General features: G+C 63.3%; 21 protein-coding genes. 15 read left to right on the top strand and 6 right to left on the bottom strand.

What is annotated here, in order from left to right:
- The first annotated feature begins 5 nt into the window (after positions 1-5).
- The 6 genes from NKI22_RS12145 to rarD all read left to right on the top strand — a co-directional run bounded on the left by NKI22_RS12145 (position 6) and on the right by rarD (position 5146).
- Positions 6-497 carry a GFA family protein gene (locus tag NKI22_RS12145; RefSeq protein ID WP_352850274.1) on the top strand — a complete coding sequence of 164 codons (492 nt, stop codon included), beginning with the start codon at positions 6-8 and terminating at the stop codon, positions 495-497.
- Positions 494-970 (top strand): GFA family protein, encoded by a 477-nt coding sequence (locus NKI22_RS12140; protein ID WP_023719860.1) that lies wholly within the window; start codon positions 494-496, stop codon positions 968-970. Before NKI22_RS12145 ends, NKI22_RS12140 begins: the two co-directional genes overlap by 4 nt.
- Positions 967-1923 carry a prolyl aminopeptidase gene (gene pip, locus NKI22_RS12135; RefSeq protein ID WP_023719859.1) on the top strand — a complete coding sequence of 319 codons (957 nt, stop codon included), beginning with the start codon at positions 967-969 and terminating at the stop codon, positions 1921-1923. Before NKI22_RS12140 ends, pip begins: the two co-directional genes overlap by 4 nt.
- Positions 1920-3542 (top strand): citramalate synthase, encoded by a 1623-nt coding sequence (gene cimA, locus NKI22_RS12130; RefSeq protein WP_352814823.1) that lies wholly within the window; start codon positions 1920-1922, stop codon positions 3540-3542. Before pip ends, cimA begins: the two co-directional genes overlap by 4 nt.
- Positions 3543-3546: 4 nt before the next feature.
- Positions 3547-4086, top strand: coding sequence for a hypothetical protein (locus NKI22_RS12125; RefSeq protein ID WP_352814825.1), 540 nt, complete (start codon positions 3547-3549; stop codon positions 4084-4086).
- 127 nt (positions 4087-4213) lie between these two features.
- Positions 4214-5146 (top strand): EamA family transporter RarD, encoded by a 933-nt coding sequence (rarD, locus tag NKI22_RS12120; RefSeq protein WP_352481840.1) that lies wholly within the window; start codon positions 4214-4216, stop codon positions 5144-5146.
- Between the two features lie 54 nt (positions 5147-5200).
- Here the strand turns inward: rarD and NKI22_RS12115 are convergent, their stop codons facing one another.
- The gene (locus NKI22_RS12115; RefSeq protein ID WP_352958463.1) at positions 5201-5377 is read right to left on the bottom strand and encodes a hypothetical protein; all 177 of its coding nucleotides are present in this window, start codon (positions 5375-5377) and stop codon (positions 5201-5203) included.
- A gap of 215 nt (positions 5378-5592) precedes the next feature.
- On the opposite strand from NKI22_RS12115, the gene NKI22_RS12110 reads away from it, so the two are divergent.
- Positions 5593-6510, top strand: coding sequence for a LysR family transcriptional regulator (locus NKI22_RS12110; protein ID WP_352481839.1), 918 nt, complete (start codon positions 5593-5595; stop codon positions 6508-6510).
- 91 nt (positions 6511-6601) lie between these two features.
- Here the strand turns inward: NKI22_RS12110 and NKI22_RS12105 are convergent, their stop codons facing one another.
- Positions 6602-7213, bottom strand: coding sequence for an LOG family protein (locus NKI22_RS12105; protein ID WP_352937525.1), 612 nt, complete (start codon positions 7211-7213; stop codon positions 6602-6604).
- Positions 7214-7327: 114 nt separating this feature from the next.
- Between NKI22_RS12105 and NKI22_RS12100 the strand changes: the two genes are divergently transcribed.
- From NKI22_RS12100 to NKI22_RS12085, 4 genes are all read left to right on the top strand, one after another.
- Entirely contained in the window at positions 7328-8827 is a 1500-nt protein-coding gene (locus NKI22_RS12100) for a LysM peptidoglycan-binding domain-containing protein (RefSeq protein ID WP_352814827.1), read from the top strand.
- A 60-nt stretch (positions 8828-8887) separates the two neighbouring features.
- Entirely contained in the window at positions 8888-9262 is a 375-nt protein-coding gene (locus tag NKI22_RS12095; RefSeq protein WP_352494862.1) for an ArsR/SmtB family transcription factor, read from the top strand.
- Between the two features lie 21 nt (positions 9263-9283).
- Positions 9284-11170, top strand: a complete 1887-nt coding sequence (locus NKI22_RS12090) for an ABCB family ABC transporter ATP-binding protein/permease (protein WP_352814829.1) — start codon at positions 9284-9286, stop codon at positions 11168-11170.
- Between the two features lie 88 nt (positions 11171-11258).
- Complete coding sequence (locus tag NKI22_RS12085; RefSeq protein ID WP_023719849.1) at positions 11259-11606, top strand: hypothetical protein; 348 nt, start codon at positions 11259-11261, stop codon at positions 11604-11606.
- Positions 11607-11611: 5 nt separating this feature from the next.
- Here the strand turns inward: NKI22_RS12085 and NKI22_RS12080 are convergent, their stop codons facing one another.
- The gene (locus tag NKI22_RS12080; RefSeq protein ID WP_352814831.1) at positions 11612-12478 is read right to left on the bottom strand and encodes an SMP-30/gluconolactonase/LRE family protein; all 867 of its coding nucleotides are present in this window, start codon (positions 12476-12478) and stop codon (positions 11612-11614) included.
- 265 nt (positions 12479-12743) lie between these two features.
- Between NKI22_RS12080 and NKI22_RS12075 the strand changes: the two genes are divergently transcribed.
- From NKI22_RS12075 to NKI22_RS12065, 3 genes are all read left to right on the top strand, one after another.
- Positions 12744-13442, top strand: coding sequence for a phosphatidylserine decarboxylase (locus NKI22_RS12075; RefSeq protein WP_023719847.1), 699 nt, complete (start codon positions 12744-12746; stop codon positions 13440-13442).
- A 3-nt stretch (positions 13443-13445) separates the two neighbouring features.
- The gene (locus tag NKI22_RS12070; protein ID WP_023719846.1) at positions 13446-14261 is read left to right on the top strand and encodes a CDP-alcohol phosphatidyltransferase family protein; all 816 of its coding nucleotides are present in this window, start codon (positions 13446-13448) and stop codon (positions 14259-14261) included.
- A gap of 172 nt (positions 14262-14433) precedes the next feature.
- Complete coding sequence (locus NKI22_RS12065; RefSeq protein ID WP_023719845.1) at positions 14434-14697, top strand: hypothetical protein; 264 nt, start codon at positions 14434-14436, stop codon at positions 14695-14697.
- 24 nt (positions 14698-14721) lie between these two features.
- On the opposite strand, the gene NKI22_RS12060 is transcribed toward NKI22_RS12065, so the two are convergent.
- Together NKI22_RS12060 and NKI22_RS12055 are read right to left on the bottom strand one after the other, a co-directional pair.
- Positions 14722-16944 carry an AMP-binding protein gene (locus NKI22_RS12060; RefSeq protein WP_352814930.1) on the bottom strand — a complete coding sequence of 741 codons (2223 nt, stop codon included), beginning with the start codon at positions 16942-16944 and terminating at the stop codon, positions 14722-14724.
- A gap of 149 nt (positions 16945-17093) precedes the next feature.
- Positions 17094-17501: a tautomerase family protein gene (locus tag NKI22_RS12055; RefSeq protein WP_352814833.1), complete on the bottom strand. Its 408-nt coding sequence runs from the start codon at positions 17499-17501 to the stop codon at positions 17094-17096.
- A 114-nt stretch (positions 17502-17615) separates the two neighbouring features.
- Between NKI22_RS12055 and NKI22_RS12050 the strand changes: the two genes are divergently transcribed.
- Complete coding sequence (locus NKI22_RS12050; protein ID WP_352814835.1) at positions 17616-18470, top strand: LysR substrate-binding domain-containing protein; 855 nt, start codon at positions 17616-17618, stop codon at positions 18468-18470.
- Positions 18471-18669: 199 nt separating this feature from the next.
- On the opposite strand, the gene NKI22_RS12045 is transcribed toward NKI22_RS12050, so the two are convergent.
- The gene (locus tag NKI22_RS12045; RefSeq protein WP_023719842.1) at positions 18670-19578 is read right to left on the bottom strand and encodes a DMT family transporter; all 909 of its coding nucleotides are present in this window, start codon (positions 19576-19578) and stop codon (positions 18670-18672) included.
- Positions 19579-19586: the final 8 nt, after the last annotated feature.

Genomic DNA, 19586 nt, shown 5'->3' with positions numbered 1-19586 from the left:
ATGCGATGAGCCTTGACAACAGACCGGTGTATACGGGCGGCTGCCAGTGCGGCGCAGTGCGCTTCCGCGTCGAAGGCGCGCTCGGCGATGCCTCCGTCTGCCATTGCCGCATGGGCCAGAAGGCGAGCGGCAATTTTTACCTGCCGCTGGTCTCGGTGCGCGGCGCAGGACTCGACTGGACGCGCAGCGAGCCCAAACGCTTCCGCTCGTCCAATGCGGCGTTGCGCGGTTTCTGCGCCGAATGCGGCACGCCGCTGACCTTCGAAGCGACCGACGGCGTGGCGCTCGCCATCGCCGCATTCGACCACCCCGAGGAGATCGCGCCGACGATCCAATGGGGTGTCGAAGCCAAGCTCCCCTATGTGGATCATGTCCACGAATTGCCCGGTGAGGAAACGATGGCCGACGTCTCGTCTGCCTCCTATCTCGCCGACCTCGTCTCCTACCAACATCCCGACCATGACACCGAACAATGGCCGCCGGAGGAAAGATCATGACCGAAACCGTTCGTACCGGCGGCTGCCAGTGCGGCGCCGTGCGCTTCCGCATCCACGGCGCGCTCGGCCGCCCCTCGATCTGTCATTGCCGCATGTGCCAGAAACAGTTCGGCTCGTTTTTCGGCGCGCTTGTGACAGTGCCGAGCGACGGCGTCGAATGGCTGCGCGAGGAGCCGAGTTACTTTCAGTCGTCGGTCAACATCGATCGCGGCTTCTGCGCCCGCTGCGGCACGCCGCTGACCTACCGCCAGCCCGGCGCGCTCGAGATCGCCATCGGCGCCTTCGACGACCGTTCCGATCTGGCGCCGCAGATCCAGGTCAACTACGCCGCCAGGCTGCCTTGGGTGGAGACGATCTTCGACGCGCCAATCCACGACGATCCGGATTTCTACGCGCGACAGGAGTCAATCATCTCCTTCCAGCATCCCGATCACGAGACGGCCAACTGGCCGCACCAGGGCCTGAAACTATGAGCAGCGAATTCCGCACCCTCTATCCCGAGATCGAGGCTTTCGAGTCCGGCATGCTAGACGTTGGCGATGGCCATCAGGTCTATTGGGAGCGCTCCGGCACCCGCGGTGCCAAGCCGGCGGTATTCCTGCATGGCGGACCGGGCGGCACCATTTCGCCAAAGCACCGGCGGCTGTTCGATCCGACGCTGTACGATGTCATCCTGTTCGACCAGCGTGGCTGTGGAAAATCGACGCCCAATGCCTCGCTCGAAGCCAACACCACCTGGCATCTGGTCGCCGACATAGAGCGGCTGCGCGACATGTGCGGCTTCGACAAATGGCTGGTGTTCGGCGGCTCGTGGGGTTCGACGCTGGCGCTGGCCTATGCCGAGACACACCCCGAGCGGGTCAGCGAACTGGTCGTGCGCGGCATCTACACGCTGACCCGCGCCGAACTCGAATGGTACTACCAGTTCGGCGTCTCGGAGATGTTCCCCGACAAATGGGAGCGGTTTTTGGCGCCCATTCCGGAGGCTGAGCGCGGCGACATGATGGCCGCCTACCGCAAACGGCTGGTCGGTAGCGATCCTGTGGCGCAGGTCGAGGCCGCTCGCGCCTGGAGCCTGTGGGAGGGCGAGACGATCACTTTGCTGCCGGAACCGGAAACCAGCGGTCCCTTCGGCCAGGATGATTATGCCCTGGCCTTCGCCCGCATCGAGAACCACTATTTCGTCCATGCCGGCTGGCTGGAAGAGGGACAGCTGCTGCGTGATGCATGGAAGCTTAAGGATATACCGGGTAGCATCGTTCACGGCCGCTACGACATGCCGTGCCCGGCGCGCTATGCCTGGGCGCTGCACAAGGCGTGGCCGAAAGCGGATTTCCATCTGATCGAAGGTGCCGGCCACGCCTATTCGGAGCCGGGCATCCTCGACAGGCTGATCCGCGCAACGGACGTGTTTGCCGGGAAATGACGATGGCTCGCGAGCGCCTTTATCTGTTCGACACGACGCTGCGCGATGGTCAGCAGACGCCGGGTATCGACTTTTCCGTCGAGGACAAGATCGCCATCGCCAAGCTGCTCGACGAGTTCGGCATCGACTACGTCGAGGGCGGTTACCCTGGCGCCAATCCAACCGACACCGCCTTTTTCGCCGAGCGTCGCACGGCCGATGCCAAGTTCGTCGCCTTCGGCATGACCAAGCGGGCAGGAGTGTCGGCCTCGAACGACCCCGGCCTCACCGCGCTGGTCCAGTCGAAGTCGGATGCCATCTGCTTCGTCGCCAAGAGCTGGGACTACCATGTCCGCGTCGCGCTCGGCTGCACCAATGAGGAGAACCTCGAGGCGATCAAGGCCTCGGTCGAGGCGGCGCTCAGTGCCGGCAAGGAGGCGATGGTCGACTGCGAGCATTTCTTCGATGGCTTCAAGGCCAACCCCGATTATGCGCTGGCCTGCGCCAGGACGGCCTACGATGCCGGCGCGCGCTGGGTGGTTCTATGCGACACTAATGGCGGCACGCAGCCCTCCGAGGTGCGCGCCATCGTCGAAAAGGTGATCGCGGCCGGCATACCGGGCGACCATCTCGGCATCCACGCCCATGACGACACCGGCCAGGCGGTGGCGAATTCGCTTGCCGCCGTGGAGGCCGGCGTGCGCCATATCCAGGGCACGCTGAATGGCATAGGCGAGCGCTGCGGCAACGCCAATCTGATCTCGATCGTGCCGACATTGTCGTTGAAGCCTTCCTTTGCCGGCCGCTTTGCAACAGGCATTTCAGCGGAGGCGTTGACCGGTATATCGCGCTTGTCCCGCGCCTTCGACGAGTTGCTGAACCGTGCGCCGGAAGCGCAGGCCCCCTATGTCGGCGCCTCCGCATTCGCTACCAAGGCCGGCATCCATGCCTCGGCGCTGGCCAAGGAGCCGGCGACCTACGAGCATGTGCCGCCAGAGACTGTCGGCAACCGCCGCCGCGTCATGGTTTCGGACCAAGGCGGCAAGGCGAATTTCATGGCCGAGCTGAAACGGCGCGGCATCGACATGCCCCGGGACGACCATCGCCTCGACGCGCTGATCGCCGTGGTCAAGGAGCGTGAGGCGGAGGGCTACGCTTACGAAGGCGCCGACGCCAGCTTCGAGCTTCTGGCGCGCAAGATGCTGCATGGCGTGCCGGAATTCTTCCGCGTCACTTCATTCCGCTGCATGGTCGAGCGCCGCTTCGACGCCAACGGCCAGCTGAAGACGGTCTCGGAGGCGATTGTGAAAGTGCTGGTCGAGGGCGAGGAGAAGATGTCGGTCGCCGAAGGCCATGGCCCGGTCAACGCGCTCGACATTGCGCTGCGCAAGGATCTCGGCAAATTCCAGAGCGAGATCGCCGATCTCGAGCTGGCCGACTTCAAGGTGCGTATCCTCAATGGCGGCACCGAGGCGATCACCCGCGTGCTGATCGAATCGCATGACGGCACCGGTGCGCGCTGGTGGACGGTCGGCGTCTCCGAAAACATCATCGATGCTTCGTTCCAGGCGCTGATGGATTCGATCGTCTACAAGCTGATGAAGAACCGCGACATGGCCGGGCTGATCGCGGCGGAGTGAGGAAATGGGCTTCACGATAAGCTGGGTCGCATTCAATGGTCTGCCACTCGCGAAGGCAGCGCTGGCTTTCGGTCTGGCTCAGAGCGGACAATCGGACGAGGTTTTTGATTTTGACTACAATGGCGTGACGGTTGGTCAAAATTGGTCTGTCGTCATTTTTAACGACGTGAACATGGACCTGGTGGACGAGAAGCGCCTGGCTAACCTTTCGACGGGCAGGGACATTGTCGTCGTTCACAATATCGATACGGTCATGCTGCAATGGGCCGAACAGTGGCGCGACGGGCACGAAGTCTGGAGCATACGACACACCAGCGCAGACGGTGCGCGCAACCTGGAAGCGACAGGAAACCTTCCATCCTGTTTCGAGGAGATCCGCCGCGAGCGCTTCGCAGATCAGGATCGCGAGGACGCAGGTGCTGCCGCCATAGACTTTATCGCAGATATTCCGATCGAGGTGGCAGGATGCGTGACGGGCTTTCGTCACGACACCGTTGGAGCGGAATTCATGGAATTGGTGCCTGCGCCCGGCGAGACCAAATGACTGCGGGCTTCGCGCATTTCAATGAACTGGTGAAAACTCCGGGTTCTTGAACCATCAGCGAGACTCCATTGATCCATCAGAACTTTGCGATGGTCTTGCCGGGGCCGCTGGCGCATAGCCTTGGGCCATGGCTACCCAAGTACTTCAAATCGAGGCCGATACCAAAGCTCGTCGCGGCTTCTTGCTGGCGCTCGGCGCCTACCTGCTTTGGGGGCTGCTGCCCTTCTACATGAAGGCTGTCGCGCATCTGCCGCTGGCCGAAGTCATCGCCCACCGCATCGTCTGGTCGGTGCCGATCGCGGCCGCCGTCCTGGTCTGGGCGGGCCGCACTGCCGATTTCAAAGCGGCCGTTCGTTCGCCGCGCATCATTTCGATGGCGCTGCTGACGGCGGCGCTGATCTCGGTCAACTGGGGCATCTATGTCTGGGCGATCGCGGTCGACCGCACGATCGAGACCGCGCTTGGCTATTACATCAACCCGCTGGTCAGCGTCGTTGTCGGCGCGCTGCTGCTCGGCGAACGGCTCGACCGCCTGCAGATCGCGGCGGTGGTGCTCGCGGCAATCGCCGTCGCGGTGCTAACCATCGACGCTGGCAAGCTGCCCTGGGTGTCGCTGGTGCTGGCCTTTTCCTTTGCCGCCTATGGCTTCTTCCGCAAGACGCTGCCAATTGGTCCAAGCCAGGGCTTCCTGCTCGAAGTGCTGCTACTGTCGGTGCCGGCGCTCGGCTACATCGTCTTCCTGATCGCCACAGGACAGGATCATTTCGTCTCCAGCTCCTTGAACGACACCGCCTTGCTGGTCGGCTGCGGACCGGTCACCGCCGTGCCGCTGCTGTTGTTTGCGTTCGGCGCCAGGCTGCTGCGCCTCTCCACCATCGGCATCATGCAATATATCGCGCCGACAATCGTCTTTTTGATCGCGGTGCTGATTTTCGGCGAACCCTTCGGCAGCGTTCAGGCCATCGCCTTCGGCCTGATCTGGGCGGCGCTGGCGATGTACTCCTGGTCGATGTTTTCTTCGGCGCGCAAGACCGTCGCCGCATCCGCTCGATCCGCGTAACGAAGAAAGGCGGCTGGCGGGCCTAATGCCGGCAGCCGCCTCTTTCACGGTCGCTCAGCGCTTCGGCCCGAAGCCTGGATAGGGCTGCAGCGGCACGACGGCGGCAATGTCCATCATGCCGGCCTTGACCAGCGGCAAGGTTGCGAGATGGCTGCGCACGTCGGCATCGCTGCCGGCCTCGAACATCATGCCGCTGCCGGGAATGTCGCCTCGATTCCACACCTGACGCAAGCGTGCGGCGCTGCTCGGCCTCGCCGGGCAGCAGAGGCGCGAAATCGGCGTCGGTGAACTTTTCGGTGTTGCGCACAAGAAGGGCAAAGAACTGCATCGGAATCTCCTGATGTTGGCCGTTGGAATGGCGAAAATATTCGCTTCGGCTGGCCAGACAGTCCAAGACTGATTAGGCTAAAGTTGAGACCTCACGGGACTTGAGCATCGGAGCAACAATGTTCGACCTGCGCCAGCTCCGCTATTTCATCACGGTGGCCGAAACCGGCAATGTCGGGCGTGCCGCCGAATTGCTCCACATCTCGCAGTCGCCGCTCAGCCGCCAGATCATGCAGCTGGAGCAGCAACTGGGCATCACATTATTCGAGAGGGCGAGGCAGCGTGTTCATCTCAATCCCGAAGGCCGCGCCTTTCTTACCGAGGCGCGTGCGCTGCTGGCCCATGCAAGACGGCTGGAGGAGCTCGGCCGCAATCTCGCCAGCGGTACGGTCGGCCGTCTCGCCATCGGCTATGTCGAAGGTGCGGTCCATGCCGGGCTTGTCGCTCGGATGCTGCGCCAGTTTCGCCGCGACCGGCCCGAATTTCATCTTCAACTGAAGGGCCAGCGTTCCGCCGCGCAGATCGAAGCGCTGCGCGAACGATCGCTCGATCTGGGCCTCGTCTACACGCCTCCTTCTGCCGACGATCCCGACATCGCCGCCTTGCTCATCATGCGCGAGCCTCTGGTTCTGGCGATGCCGGAAAGCGATCCATTGGCCGAAATCGCGGAGATACTGCCGCAGCAACTGGACGGACGCACCTGGATCACGGTGGTGCGCCAGCCTGACGACACCAACCGCAGCCAATTTCTCGCCGCCTGTGCGAAGGCCGGTTTCCTGCCCGACATAGCCTATGAGACGACCGATCCGTTGACGTCGTTGGGCTTGGTCAGCGCCGGGCTTGGGCTGGCGACGGTGCAGGCCAGCCTGCGGAGTGCCGCGCCGCCTCAGATCGTGTTTCGCGATCTGCCGTGGTTCGAACGCACCGTCTCGATCCATCTCGCCTGGCGACGTCAGGACAAGCGGGCGGTCATCGCGGACTTAAGGAAGGCAGTAGGGAAGGAGTTAATGAAGGAGTTAATAGTGAATAGTGAATAGTGAATAGTAAAGTACAACACCTTCCGAACCGGCGCGCGTGTCTATCCCTACTCCCTACTCCCTACTCCCTACTCCCTACTCCCTACTCCCTCTACATTTTATCAATCACCGACTGCACGCCCTCCGTCGGTGCATCGACGGAGGATCCCGCCACCATGATGGCGGCTACGATCGCTTCCGGGTCCTCGACCACCAGCGGCTTGACCCGCTGCGCGGTGTGGATGAAGCCTTCCGTTACCATGTGGTCGAGCAGCGCCAGCATCGGATCCCAGAACCCTCCGACGTTGCCGAAGACGATCGGCTTACGATGATGTCCGAGCTGCGCCCAAGTCATGATCTCGACGATCTCCTCGACGGTGCCGATGCCGCCGGGCAACGCCACAAAGGCGTCGGATTTCTCGAACATCCTGTGTTTGCGCTCGTGCATGTTGTCGGTGATGACGAGCTCGTCGAGCCGGTCAAGCGCGGTTTCGGTCGCCTCCCGGTTGATCAGAAAACGTGGAATTATGCCCGTTACCTTGCCGCCGGCCTTTAATGCCCCTTCAGCGACGGCACCCATGATACCTTTAGTGCCGCCGCCATAAATCAGACGCAGGCCGGACTTGGCGATCGAGCGGCCAAGCAGGTGTCCGGCCTTGATATAGGTTTCATCTCGGCCCGGGGACGAGCCGCAATAGACGCAGACAGATCGAATCGTGTTCATGTTATGATTGGTGATAGGGACTATTGGCATGGTCAAGCCCCGGAGCGGGCTTTTTCTTGTCGGCTTTGGCAAAACAGGCTAGACCGAAATTAGGTGGCTAAGGGGCAGGGAAACATGGCAATTAATCCGTTGAAGGCGTTTTTGTTCGCGGCTGGCGGCTCCGTCGCTGCGGCGGGAACCGCCTATGTATCGGGCGCACTCGACCCGTATCTCAATTCTACCCCGCCTGCGGAAGTCGCGGCGCTGACGCCGCCGGTTTCGAAACCGGTCGCTCCGGCAACCGAGGGGCGGCTGCCGTCTGCGCCCGCCGCGTCCACCGATGCGGCGACGCCCGCCGCGCCGGCCGCTGCAGGTGCGATCGTGCCGACCTTCGACATCGTGCGCGTCGAAAGCAACGGCTCGATCGTCGTCGCCGGCAATGCAGCGCCCAACGCCAAGGTCGAGATTCTCAACGGTTCGACTGTGCTCGGCTCGACGGTCGCCGGTCCCGACGGCGCCTTTGCCATTATTCTCGACGATCCGCTGAAGCCCGGCGACTATACGATCACGCTTCGCTCTACGGCCGACAATGTCGTGACCGCCTCGGCGCAGACCGCCGTCGTTTCGATTCCCCAGAATTCCACCGGTCAAGTGCTGGCAATGGTCGAGGAGCCGGGAAAGCCGTCCGAACTGCTCACTGTTCCCGCCCCTGAGGCAAAATCTGACGCCTCGCCGCCAACCGGCGAACAGGCGGCCGTTCAGCCACCCGCCACCGGCACCGAATTGCCGGCTGCCGCAGCGCCGGCCGCCCCGGCGGCTGATGTTCCAGCAGCGCCTGCTTCTGCCGCGCCGGCCGCTGTTGAAGCCGCACCGGCTCCGGCAGCGCCCGCCACACCGGCAGCGCCTGCTACTTCCACGGCGGAGCCCAAGGTCGTCGTCGAAGCCGTCGAAATCGACGGCAACAAGATTTTCGTTGCCGGGGTCGCCGATCCCGGCCGCAAGGTGCGCGCCTATGCCAATGATATCCTGCTCGGCGACGCGAAGACCTCGCCCGACCGCCACTTCCTGGTCGAAGCGACACGCGACGTCCCGGTCGGCACCTACACCATCCATGTCGACGCGCTCGACGCCGACGGGGTGACGGTGGTGGCTCGTGCCGCCGTGCCGTTCGAACGCGAGCCGGGCGAGGCGGTTGCCGCCGTCGCACCCGCCGAGCCAAAGCCTGCCGAGGTAAAACCAGCCGAGCCGAACGCTCCGGCCACCGAAGCCGCACCGGCGACAGCCGCCGAAACGCCCGCAACTGCCCCCATTCCTGCCACCGAGGCCCCGGCCGAAATGGCCGTCGCGACGCCTCCGGGCGAAGCTCCCGAGACCGTAGGCCCCAAGCTCGAACATGCCGATGGCGCAGTCATTATCCGCCGCCATGACACGCTGTGGCGGATTTCGCGGCGGGTCTATGGCCAGGGCATGCGCTACTCGACCATCTATCTCGCCAACCAGGACCAGATCAGCAATCCGAACCGCATCTGGCCGGGGCAGGTGTTCAAGGTGCCGGAGAAATCGAAAGAAGGCGAGCCCGCCGATCTCAAGGCAATGGGCGACCAGATGACGACGGCGCCAGTCAAGACTGAGTAGCCGTTCTGCCCATCAGGATAGCTTGCGGCAGGGCCAGTCATCGTTTATCGCCGATGGACGATGACCGAATCCTCCCTCGTAACGGACCGACGCCGCGCGGCAGATGAACACGCGCCGGCCAACTGCACGCCGGCCAACTGTACGCCGGATAGCCGCTCCGTCGCTGTCCGGCTCGCGGCCCTTTCGCATCCGGCGCGGATCGAAATTCTCAAACACCTTTCCGCAAGCCGTTCCTGCTGCTGTCGCGAGGTCGTCGAGCATCTCGACCTGGCGCAGTCCACCGTTTCCCAGCATTTGAAGATTCTGGTCGAAGCCGGGCTTATCCGCTTCGAGCCTGACCGCCAGCGCTCGCGCTATGAGCTCGACCGTGCTGCGCTCGCCGATGTTTCCGCGTCGCTGGCCGCGCTGGTCGATTCCTGCTGCTCCGGCCGCTAAGATATAAAAAGGTAAACAAGAATGGCCGAGAAAACCGTTTCCGCCGATTCCGGCTCGACCTTCAGAACGTTGCGCAATCTCTGGCCCTATATGTGGCCGGCCGACCGCGCCGACCTGAGGGCGCGGGTTGTGTGGGCAACCGTGCTGCTGGTTGCCGCCAAGCTGACCCTGGTGGCCGGACCCTATTTCTTCAAATGGGCGACCGACGCACTGGCCGGCGACGCCAAATCTCCGCCGCCGCTGCCGGCCTTCCTGCTGGCGCCGGTCATGCTGGTCGTCGCCTACAATGCCGTGCGGCTGGTGCAACTCGGCTTCAACCAGTTGCGCGACGCCCTGTTTGCACGGGTCGGCCAGCATGCCGTGCGCCGGCTCGCCTTCCGCACCTTCGTACACATGCATGAATTGTCACTGCGCTTCCACCTCGAACGGCGCACCGGCGGCCTGTCGCGTGTCATCGAGCGCGGCACCAAGGGCATCGAGACGATCGTCCGCTTCACCATGCTGGCGACGGCGCCGACGATCGTCGAATTCGCGCTCACCGCCGGCATCTTCGCCGTCACCTATGGCTGGCTTTACGTGCTGGTGATCGCGGTCACGGTCTGGCTCTATGTGTGGTTCACCGTCAGGGCGAGCGATTGGCGTATTTCGATCCGCCGAGAGATGAACGACAGCGATAATGAAGCCAGCACGAAGGCGATCGATTCGCTGCTTAACTACGAAACAGTCAAATATTTCAACAACGAAGCCATGGAGGCCGAGCGCTTCGACCGTTCCACGGCGCGCTATGAGGTGGCGGCGACCAGGACCTGGACCTCGCTTGGCTGGCTGAACTTCGGCCAAGGCGTGATCTTCGGCATCGGCATGACCGTCGTCATGGTGCTGTCGGCGCTCGAGGTGAAGGCAGGCACGCAGAGCGTCGGCGATTTCGTCTTCGTCAACGCCATGCTCATGCAGCTTTCGGTGCCGCTGAATTTCATCGGCATGATCTACCGCGAAATTCGCCAGGGCCTGACCGACATCGAAAACATGTTCGATCTGCTCGACGTCAAGCGCGAGATCGTCGATCGGGCGGGCGCCAAGCCACTGGTCGTCGATGCCGGCAAGGTCGAGTTCCGTGACGTGCATTTTTCCTACGACCCCAACCGCAAGATCCTGAAGGGCATCAGCTTCGAGGTGCCGGCCGGCAAGACGGTGGCCATCGTCGGCCCCTCCGGAGCCGGAAAGTCGACCATTTCGCGGCTTTTGTTTCGTTTCTACGACATTCAGCGCGGCAAGATTCTGATCGACGGCCAGGACATTCGCGACGTCAAGCAGGAGAGCTTGCGCGCCGCCATCGGCATGGTGCCGCAGGACACGGTGCTGTTTAACGACACCATCGCCTACAACATCCGCTACGGCCGCATCGGCGCCAGCGAGGAGGATGTGCGCAAGGCGGCAGAACTGGCCCAGATCGGACCGTTCATCGAGCGGCTGCCCGACGGCTATCGCTCAATGGTGGGCGAGCGCGGGCTGAAACTGTCCGGCGGCGAGAAGCAGCGGGTGGCGATTGCCCGCACCATCTTGAAGGCACCGCCGATCCTGATGCTCGACGAGGCGACCTCGGCGCTGGACAGCCACACCGAGCAGGAGATCCAGGCGGCACTGGACCTGGTCAGCCAGGGCCGCACCACCCTCGTCATCGCCCATCGACTGTCTACAGTGATTTCGGCCGACGAGATCATCGTCCTGCAGGACGGCCAGATCGCCGAGCGCGGCACCCATGCCGCCTTGATGGCCAAGCGCGGCCTTTATGCATCGATGTGGGACCGGCAGCGCGAGGCAAGCGAGGCCGAGGAGCGGCTGCGCATTGCCCGCGAAAGCGACGAGTTCGGCGTCGTCGTCCGCCGCCGCACCTCGGAGGTGAGCTGAAATTCGTGCTTGACCTCAACTTAAGTTGAGATCGTAGGCCGTTTTGGATCGCAGCAAGATGCGTCGTTCAAAAACGGAGACAATCGATATGAATGGGATAAATCAGGCAGTTAGTGGCGGCAGCGTATTCCGGGTGGACAAGTTTGTCGTTCCGGCCAACGCTCGCGAGGAGATTCTTGCCAAGGTCCGGATGACGCATGAATTGCTGCGCCAGCAGCAAGGGTTCGTCCAGGATTTCCTGCTCGAGCAATTCTCGGGGCCGGGGGAGTTCAACCTCGTGACCATTGTCGAATGGGAAGGGCAGGCCGCTGTCGATAAGGTCGTGCCGATCATCAAGGCCGCGCATGAGCGCATCGGCTTCAATCCTCAGGAGACCATTGCGCGACTTGGCGTCAGGGCCGATATCGCTAATTACCAGCGGATTCCCGCGGTGTAAGCTCTCTATGGCCAGCCTGCTCCCGGCGCGGTAGCCTCGATGCTGAGCACCTGGCCGGTACGGGCATCGCTGATCATATGTTCGAAGCCGCGCCATTCGGCGGCCACGATGAACAGCGTTTTTCCCTCGCTGCCGCCGAGCATGCAGGCAAAACAGCCGCGATCGACGTCGACGCTTTCGAGCATTGTGCCGCCCTCGCGCACCCGCACGCAATGCCTGTTCGGAACGTCGGCGTACCAGGCGGCACCTTCGGCATCGAGGCAGATGCCGTCGGGAAAACCGTTGCCAAGATTGGCCCAGACTCTCCGATTGGAAAGGTGGCCATCGGCAGCGATGTCGAAGGCGGTCAGCCGGTTGGCGTGGGATTCGGCAACGACAAGCGTCTTGTTGTCGGGCGTCACTGCCATGCCATTGGCGAAGGCGAGATTCTCAGCCACCTGCCGAGCCGAGCCGTCCGGTGTAACCAGCACGATGGTGCCGGGGCCGAAATGCTGGCCGGAAGCCGGAGCCGGCCCACCACCATTGACGTAGATGTTGCCGCGCCCGTCGACGACGATCTCGTTCCATGGACACTTCGACAGATGTCTCAGATCGGCATGGGTGACCAATGTCCCGTCAGCCTCCTGCCTGAGGATCAGCCCTTCGCGGCCGGACACGACAAGCAGCCGCCCGTCCGGCAGCCAGTCGATGGAGTAGGGCAGGGTGGCCGGCACGATGAGCGCGATCTCGCTGTTGCCTAGGGCGTCAATGGCGATGATCTGGCCTGTGCCCCAGTTGCAGAACCACAGCCGGCCATCGTGCCAGCGAGGCGACTCGCCAAAGGCCAGACCGTTCATCACCACTTGCGCTTGCCTGGCTGCTGATTTCTGCATGGGCCGAGAACCTCCGGGTTTGCGCAAATCGTCACGGCCGAAAGGCCGATGAGAGGCGCTGTCTTGCCAAGGACGGGCGTGGGGGCTTCGTGCCGACAATCGCAATCAACATATTTCCGGTTGACCACTTCGGCAATCCGGATGCTGCCAAGGACGCCCCTGAGGCGGCACGACCGCCAACACCCGACCGCCTGATTGTCGCGTTGCGGCGAAGGGGTGTTTCCGCTATTGAGGCCGGACTTGGAACCAAGGTTGCCCTCATCCCATGAGCCTCGTTGACACGATCAAAAATGCGTTCGTTCCGATCCATCGCGAGGGTTATCCCTTTATCGCTGCGTTCGGCGCGGCGACGCTTTTTCTTGGCTATTTCTCCTCGACCCTGTTCTGGATCGGTCTCATTCTGACCGCGTGGTGCGCTTATTTCTTCCGCGATCCCGAGCGTGTCACGCCGATCGACGACCGGCTGGTTGTCAGCCCGGCGGACGGCATCGTCTCGGCCGTCGGCCCGGCCGTGCCGCCGCGCGAGCTTGGCCTCGGCGGCGGCGAAATGACCCGCATCTCGGTATTCATGAATGTCTTTTCCTGCCACGTGAACCGCGCCCCGGTGCGTGGCCGCATTTCCAGGATCGAGCATCGGCCAGGAAAATTCCTCAACGCCGAACTCGACAAGGCAAGCACCGAGAACGAACGCAACGGGCTGGTCATAGAGAGCCCCAACGGCACGGTGGCTGCGGTGCAGATCGCCGGCCTGGTGGCGCGGCGGATCGTCTGCTGGGCCGAGACCGGCGGCGCCATCGGCACCGGCGAGCGCTTCGGGCTGATCCGCTTTGGCTCGCGCGTGGACGTATTCCTGCCCTCGACGGCGACGCCGCGCGTTGCCGTCGGCCAGACGGCGGTAGGCGGTGAGACGGTGCTGGCGGAATTCGGCGGCGTTGCCGCAACGCCGCTCGTGCGGATCTCCTGACCGGTGGCCCCGCCGTTCAAGAAATTCGAGGCGCATGGCGGCGGCGGCCCGCGCATCCGTGAAATCCCGATGCGCATGGTGCTGCCCAATCTGGTCACCGTGCTTGCCATCTGCGCCGGCCTGTCCGGCATCCGCTTCGGCTTCGAAGGCCGCTTCGAGCCGGCGGTGGTGATGGTACTGCTCGCCGCCTTCCTCGATGGTATCGACGGCCGCCTGGCGCGAATGCTGAAGGCGACCTCCAAATTCGGCGCCCAGATGGATTCGCTGGCCGATATCGTCAATTTCGGCGTGGCACCGGCGCTAGTGCTTTATGCCTTTCTGCTCGACAGGGCAGGTTCGCCGGGTTGGATCGCGGCGCTGCTGTTTACCATCGCCTGTGGGATGAGGCTTGCCCGCTTCAACGTGCTCGACGAAGAGCTCGACCGTCCGCAGTGGCAAACCGAATATTTCGTTGGCGTGCCGGCGCCGGCGGGTGCGGTGCTGGTGATGCTGCCGCTCTATCTGTTCTTCCTCAGGCTTGGCCTTGAACCCAGCCGCCTGGCGGCCTTCATTGCCACCGGCTTTACAATATTGGTGGCGTTCCTGCTGGTCAGCCGACTGCCCGTCTATTCCGGCAAGAGCGTCAGGATACCGGGCGACAGAGTGCTGCCGATCATCCTCGCAGTCGTCCTCTACGTCCTGCTTTTGATGACCTATCCCTGGTATACGCTGACGGCTTCGGTTGCCGGCTATTTGCTGTTTTTGCCATTCAGCGTGCGCGCCTATTCCAGACGCGCCAAGCGCGAAGGCGAGAAGGTACCGTCCTCGGACATCGGCTGACAGATTTGGTGCCAATTTCGCACGCGGCGCTGTGGAACGCCCTTCAAAACCACGTTTTCGGAACTTGCTGGGCGCCTGACCGTTTGTGTCGGTAGGTCCGTTTGAGCGACTGCTCGTGATCGTCAACGTCGCGCAAGCTGCCGCATCGGGCCCAGAATCATCGGAACGAGAAATGGCTGTCATCCTCATTGGCGCATTACTGACTGTCGCCGGCCTCGTATATATGGCGGTTGCAGCCATCATGCGCGGGCGGCTCAGTGAGCCGGCCGCTGTCTCCACCGCGCCGGATAGCCCGAGGCCCAATCTCGCAACACCAGGTCCGACTCTGGAGCCGCGGCGGCGCGGGCTCCGTTTTCTCGGCTTGTCACAGAATTGGCCGGGCCTGCTGATGATGGCCGTCGGCGTCATTCTGCTGTTATCGGTAGTGGTCCTCTAGAGTTTTGGAAAGGTCTGGAAAACCTCAGGCGGCAGCGCTCAGTCCCAGCCTCTCGAGCGCCAGCTTTCTTGTCGAGACATAGTCGGTCTTGCCCGAGCCCAGCACCGGGATTTCCTCGACCTTGACGATGTCGTTCGGTACCATCAGTTCGGCCGCCCCGGCCTTCTTGCCGAATTCGCGCAATTCGTCGGGATTGGCACTGTCGGCGGTGGTGACCAGGACGAGGCGCTCGCCGCGCCGTCTGTCCGGCACCGCCACCACGGCGTGATGCTCTTCCGGCCACAGCGACTGCACCAGCATCTCGACCGCACCAAGCGATACCATCTCGCCGGCGATCTTGGCGAAGCGCTTGGCGCGGCCGCGAATGGTGATGAAGCCCTCGCGATCGACCGAGACGATATCGCCGGTGTCGTGCCAGCCTTCGAGCGGCTGTAGCTCGCCCGGCCGATCGGCGGTCATGTAGCCCATCATCAGGTTCGGCCCGTCGAGCCACAGCCGGCCGGCGTCGCTAATGCCTTCGACCGGTTCGAGTTTCATGCGCATGGCCGGCAGCAGCCGCCCGACCGTGCCGTCGCGACCGTGGATGGCGGTGTTGACGGCAACCACCGGTGCGGCCTCGGTCAAGCCAAAACCTTCGATGATCTCGGCCTGGAAGCGTTCGCGATAAACCCGGCGCGTCTCCGGCTTCACCGCCTCGGCACCGGCGACGACAAAGCGCAGGCTGGAAAAATCGCCGTCCTTGGCGGTGCGGGCATAGTTGGCGAGGAACGTGTCGGTGCCGAACATCACCGTTGGCCGGACCTTGCGCGCCACCTCCGGAATAAGCTTGTAGTGGAGCGGTGAGGGGTAGAGGAACAGTTTTACGCCGGTGACCAGCGGCAAGATGGTGCCACCGGTCAGGCCGAACGAGTGGAACACCGGCAGCACGTTGAGCAGGATGTCGACCGGCGAGATGGTGATGCGGGCTTCGGCCTGCATGGCATTGGCAAGAAGGTTCCGGTGCGACAGCACAACTGCCTTGGGTGTGCCTTCCGAGCCGGAGGTGAACAGGATCACCGCCGGCTTGGCTGCATCCTGGCGCTGCAACGGCCATCGCCACAGCAAGGCGGCAGCGAGCTTGTCCAGCACGGTCACGCTTGCGCGAACATCCTCCAGCCACAGCAGTTTCGCTCCGCCCTTTTCCACCGCCTCGACTATGTCGGCGAGGTTGGCCTTTTCGACAAAGGCGCGTGAGGAGACCACGGTGCGGATCACCGCCGTGCGGATGGCGGCGGTGACGCTCGCTGGGCCGGCGGTATAGTTGATCATTGCTGCCACTCGCCCAGCCGACAAAACACCGACGAACGCCAGCACGAGGCCATTGGCGTTGGGCAGGAGCAGCCCAACCGCTTCGCTCGGCGCTGTCATTGCCTCGAAGCGGCGGCCCAAAACCCTGGCACCGATAAACATTTTCCGGTAGCTCAGCGCACCGCCGATGATGTCTTCGATAATTGGGTGCGAAGCGCCGACACGGTCGGCGGCGTCACGCATGGCAAGGAACAGCCCTCGGTCGAGATCACTGCCAAAAAGCCTGGCCTCGGCGAAGCGATCGAACAGCGCATTGGTATTGGAGGCCTGATTGGGGTTCCGCGCCACCAGCTCGGCGATGGTCATCGGCTCCAGCGCGCTGATCGACAGCTGCGGGAACCAGTGGCGCGGCGCCTTGTCTGCCGGCGTCAGCGACGCGGGCAGGCTGCGCGCGCCGGCAACGAAGATCGGCACGATGCGAGCGTCGGCCTGCATGGCGATACGGGTGATGGCGCGGAACAACCGAAACGACTTGACGTCGGGCTCGACCGCATTCGGCAGGTAAACGGCGAGCCGGCCCTTGCCCTTCAGCACGCGCACCAGTCTGCGGCTGACGAAGACATGCTCGGCGTTGAAAGCGATGGTGCGGCCAAGCTCGCGCCATGGTTCCAGCCAGGGCGATCTGGCCGAAGCCGGGTCGAGAATGTGCAGCGTGTCCTCCGGCAGCAGCGACAGCATCAGCGCCGGCTCGAGGCGCGACTGATGCCAGACGACGTAGATGACCGGGGCCGCCGACTTGCGGGCAATCTTGATGCGCTCGTCGTTGATCCGGTAGGCGAGCTTGAACGGCACGTAGAGCAGCGCCTGGCTCAAGCGCAGGCCGAGGCGGAACTTCTCCACCACGCCGATCAGCAGCCAGGCCGTGACAAGACCCGCAAGCAGCGCCAGTGTCAGGATCATCGCCGCATCTCCCAACAGTCTCACGTCGCGGCTCTTCAGTGGCCGCTTCGGGTGAGAACCTAGCCGAAGTTGGATCAACGTCAATGCGGCTTCATTTTTCAGTCTCTCCTGCTATCAGTGGGCTCGGCTGCCTTCTCAACAAATCGCAGCTACGCCGCCTTCATCCTCCCGCTGATGAAGCGGAATTCCTGCGTCTTGCCGCCAAAGCCATACGCGGCCGCCGGCACTTCGTGCACGAGGGCATAGCTTTCCTCATGGACCTTGCCTAGCAGCTGGCCGAATGCGGCAAAGATTGCTTGGAGATAGGCCTCCAGTTCGAGCTTGGTGTTGGTGCCGTCGACGACCTTGATGTCGAGCCAAGCCGTGCTAGCACCGTGCTGGGCCAGCGACTTGCCGCCGGCGAACCAGTGCTCGGGGTCGAGATAGGAAATGGCGACGGCTGTGATCGTCGCGTCCTTGCGCAGATGCGTGGCCGTCAGTTCGGTCACCTCTTTGGCGATAGCGGCGGACAAAGCGGCATCGGGCTTGCCGGTAACGCTGACATTGATGATCGGCATGTTTCTTCTCCTCGGTTTCAAGCGGCGTCTCTTCGCCGTCGAGAAAATCATGCCATCGTTCTTGCGTCAGAAAAATCGAATTGTTTTTGATAAACACTTAGATATTATCGAACTATGCAGGCGCTCGATCCCGACCTCCTCAAAACTTTCCTCGCTTTCGTCGATAGCGGCTCGCTGGTGCAGGCGGCGTCGATCGTCGGCCGCTCGCCGTCGGCGGTGACCGCGCAGATGCAGCGGCTGGAGGATATAGTCGGCGAACCGTTGCTGGTGCCGCAGGGGCGAGGGCGTGGCCTGACGCCGGCAGGCGAGGATCTGGTCGGCCACGCGCGGCGCATTCTTGCTGCGCACCGCGAGGCGTGGCTGGCCCTCAAGGGGGCGCATGCTGATGGGCGCGTCGCCATCGGCACGACGCAGGATTTCGCCGACAGCGGCTTGCCGCAGCTTCTCAGGGCCTTCGCTGTCAGCCATCCGCGCGTCAGGATCGAATTGCGCGTCGGCCGCTCCGCCGAACTGGCGCAGGCTTTGCAAGCCGGCACCCTTGATCTGGCCATTGCCATGCGACAGGTGCCGACGCGGGACGAAGTCGGCGTGCTCAAAGAGCCAATGATCTGGCTTTGCTCACAAAACGGCTTGGCCACCCGCCAGGAGGAATTGCCCTTGGCGCTGCTCGATCCCCATTGCGGGTTTCGCGATGCAGCGACCAGTGCACTGGATGCGGCCGGCCGCCGCTATCGCATTGCTGCCGGCAGTGCCAGCCTTGCCGGCCTGCGTACGGCGGTACACGCTGGCATCGCTTTGACGTTGAGGACGGCGCGCTTCGCTCATTCCGGCATCGTCGAGGCGCCGCGCGATCTTGATCTGCCGCCGGTGCCGGTCGCCGAATTCGCCATCCGCTTGCGTGAGGATGCCGACCGGCCGGCGCAGGATCTGGCCGCGTTGTTCAGCGGCAACCTGGGCTTGGCCAGTTGAGTCAGCAAAGAAAAAGCCGACCTTGCGGTCGGCTTCTGAGTAGGACGGGCCGAGGGGTTTGGGGGGACTTGGGGGTGGCCCGTCGCAGCCATAATGCCTGAGCCCGATGATGGTTCCATGACTTTTCAAATTTATTTTCAGGCACGGATTTCGCGTGATCGGACCTCCAACTCGCCCTCGGGCGTGGCGAGGATTTTGGTCATGCATCCGCTGCGCGCTGCCTGGCCATCAGCCAGTCACGGCCGGCGTGAGCGAACACCGCGCAAAGCACGATTGCGCCGCCGACCATGCTGGCCGCCGGCGGGATCTCCGCCAGGAACAGGAAGGCGAACAGGATCGCGAATGGCACTTCGGCCGAACCCAGCAGTCCGGACTCGGCCGCCGGAATGAGCCGGGCGCCCTCCGTCCACAGGATCGAGGCAAGCGCGAACGAGGAGCCGAAGGTGGCTAGAAGCAATGCGTCCCTGGCCGAGACGGCCAGCGGATCGGTGACGAACCAGCCGAGCACGAACAAAAGGAATGCCGACACCGCACCCGCCCACACCACCGGCGTATCGCGGAAGGTGCGCACCATGATCATGTAGAGGGCGCTGCCGATCGTCATCAGCAGCGCCAGCCCGTCCCCGAACAGATGGCCGGTGCCGAAGCCCGACCAGACCATGATCGCCACCCCGCATAGTGACACGGCAGCGGCAGCAAGCGTCTGCAGCCGGAACGGTTCGCGGACCAACAGGAGGGCCAGCAGCGCGGTGACGAAAGGGGCGGTGGCGTAGATGATGGCGACATTGGCGACAAAGGTGAACTTGAACGCCGAGATGAAGGCGATGCTGGCGAGCGCGCCCTCGATCGCCAGCAGCCAGCCGCGCCAGCCGAGCCGCAGGCTGTCGCGACCGCCGGAGCGCTGGCGGCGCCATAGCACATAGAGGCTGATCAGGATCGAGCCGACGAAGCCGCGCCAGCAGGTGATGGTCAGCGGGTCGGAATGGATCGATTTGGTCAGCACGCCGGTGAGGCCGAAGACGGCCGCCGACGCCGAGACCAGGATGATGCCAAGGGTACGTTCGCGGGCGCTTTCCACTGTGCCTGACATGTCCAGCGATTCCGTCATTTCACCAG

The sequence above is a fragment of the Mesorhizobium sp. M0778 genome (genome assembly GCF_040320105.1).
Taxonomy (GTDB): Bacteria; Pseudomonadota; Alphaproteobacteria; order Rhizobiales; family Rhizobiaceae; genus Mesorhizobium.
The sequence above is the reverse complement of the archived record's forward strand: the minus strand, read 5'-3'. Positions and strand labels throughout refer to the sequence as shown.

Excerpts from the sequence above, each read along its gene's own strand:
- NKI22_RS12065 (WP_023719845.1), top strand. The coding sequence starts at position 14,434 with ATGGCTGTCATCCTCATTGGCGCATTACTGACTGTCGCCGGCCTCGTA.
- NKI22_RS12050 (WP_352814835.1), top strand. The coding sequence starts at position 17,616 with ATGCAGGCGCTCGATCCCGACCTCCTCAAAACTTTCCTCGCTTTCGTC.
- NKI22_RS12095 (WP_352494862.1), top strand. The coding sequence starts at position 8,888 with ATGACCGAATCCTCCCTCGTAACGGACCGACGCCGCGCGGCAGATGAA.
- NKI22_RS12075 (WP_023719847.1), top strand. The coding sequence starts at position 12,744 with ATGAGCCTCGTTGACACGATCAAAAATGCGTTCGTTCCGATCCATCGC.
- NKI22_RS12090 (WP_352814829.1), top strand. The coding sequence starts at position 9,284 with ATGGCCGAGAAAACCGTTTCCGCCGATTCCGGCTCGACCTTCAGAACG.
- NKI22_RS12110 (WP_352481839.1), top strand. The coding sequence starts at position 5,593 with ATGTTCGACCTGCGCCAGCTCCGCTATTTCATCACGGTGGCCGAAACC.
- NKI22_RS12145 (WP_352850274.1), top strand. The coding sequence starts at position 6 with ATGAGCCTTGACAACAGACCGGTGTATACGGGCGGCTGCCAGTGCGGC.
- rarD (WP_352481840.1), top strand. The coding sequence starts at position 4,214 with ATGGCTACCCAAGTACTTCAAATCGAGGCCGATACCAAAGCTCGTCGC.
- NKI22_RS12055 (WP_352814833.1), bottom strand. The coding sequence starts at position 17,501 with ATGCCGATCATCAATGTCAGCGTTACCGGCAAGCCCGATGCCGCTTTG.
- NKI22_RS12140 (WP_023719860.1), top strand. The coding sequence starts at position 494 with ATGACCGAAACCGTTCGTACCGGCGGCTGCCAGTGCGGCGCCGTGCGC.
- NKI22_RS12100 (WP_352814827.1), top strand. The coding sequence starts at position 7,328 with ATGGCAATTAATCCGTTGAAGGCGTTTTTGTTCGCGGCTGGCGGCTCC.
- pip (WP_023719859.1), top strand. The coding sequence starts at position 967 with ATGAGCAGCGAATTCCGCACCCTCTATCCCGAGATCGAGGCTTTCGAG.
- NKI22_RS12085 (WP_023719849.1), top strand. The coding sequence starts at position 11,259 with ATGAATGGGATAAATCAGGCAGTTAGTGGCGGCAGCGTATTCCGGGTG.
- NKI22_RS12105 (WP_352937525.1), bottom strand. The coding sequence starts at position 7,213 with ATGAACACGATTCGATCTGTCTGCGTCTATTGCGGCTCGTCCCCGGGC.
- cimA (WP_352814823.1), top strand. The coding sequence starts at position 1,920 with ATGACGATGGCTCGCGAGCGCCTTTATCTGTTCGACACGACGCTGCGC.
- NKI22_RS12060 (WP_352814930.1), bottom strand. The coding sequence starts at position 16,944 with ATGATCCTGACACTGGCGCTGCTTGCGGGTCTTGTCACGGCCTGGCTG.
- NKI22_RS12080 (WP_352814831.1), bottom strand. The coding sequence starts at position 12,478 with ATGCAGAAATCAGCAGCCAGGCAAGCGCAAGTGGTGATGAACGGTCTG.
- NKI22_RS12125 (WP_352814825.1), top strand. The coding sequence starts at position 3,547 with ATGGGCTTCACGATAAGCTGGGTCGCATTCAATGGTCTGCCACTCGCG.
- NKI22_RS12045 (WP_023719842.1), bottom strand. The coding sequence starts at position 19,578 with ATGACGGAATCGCTGGACATGTCAGGCACAGTGGAAAGCGCCCGCGAA.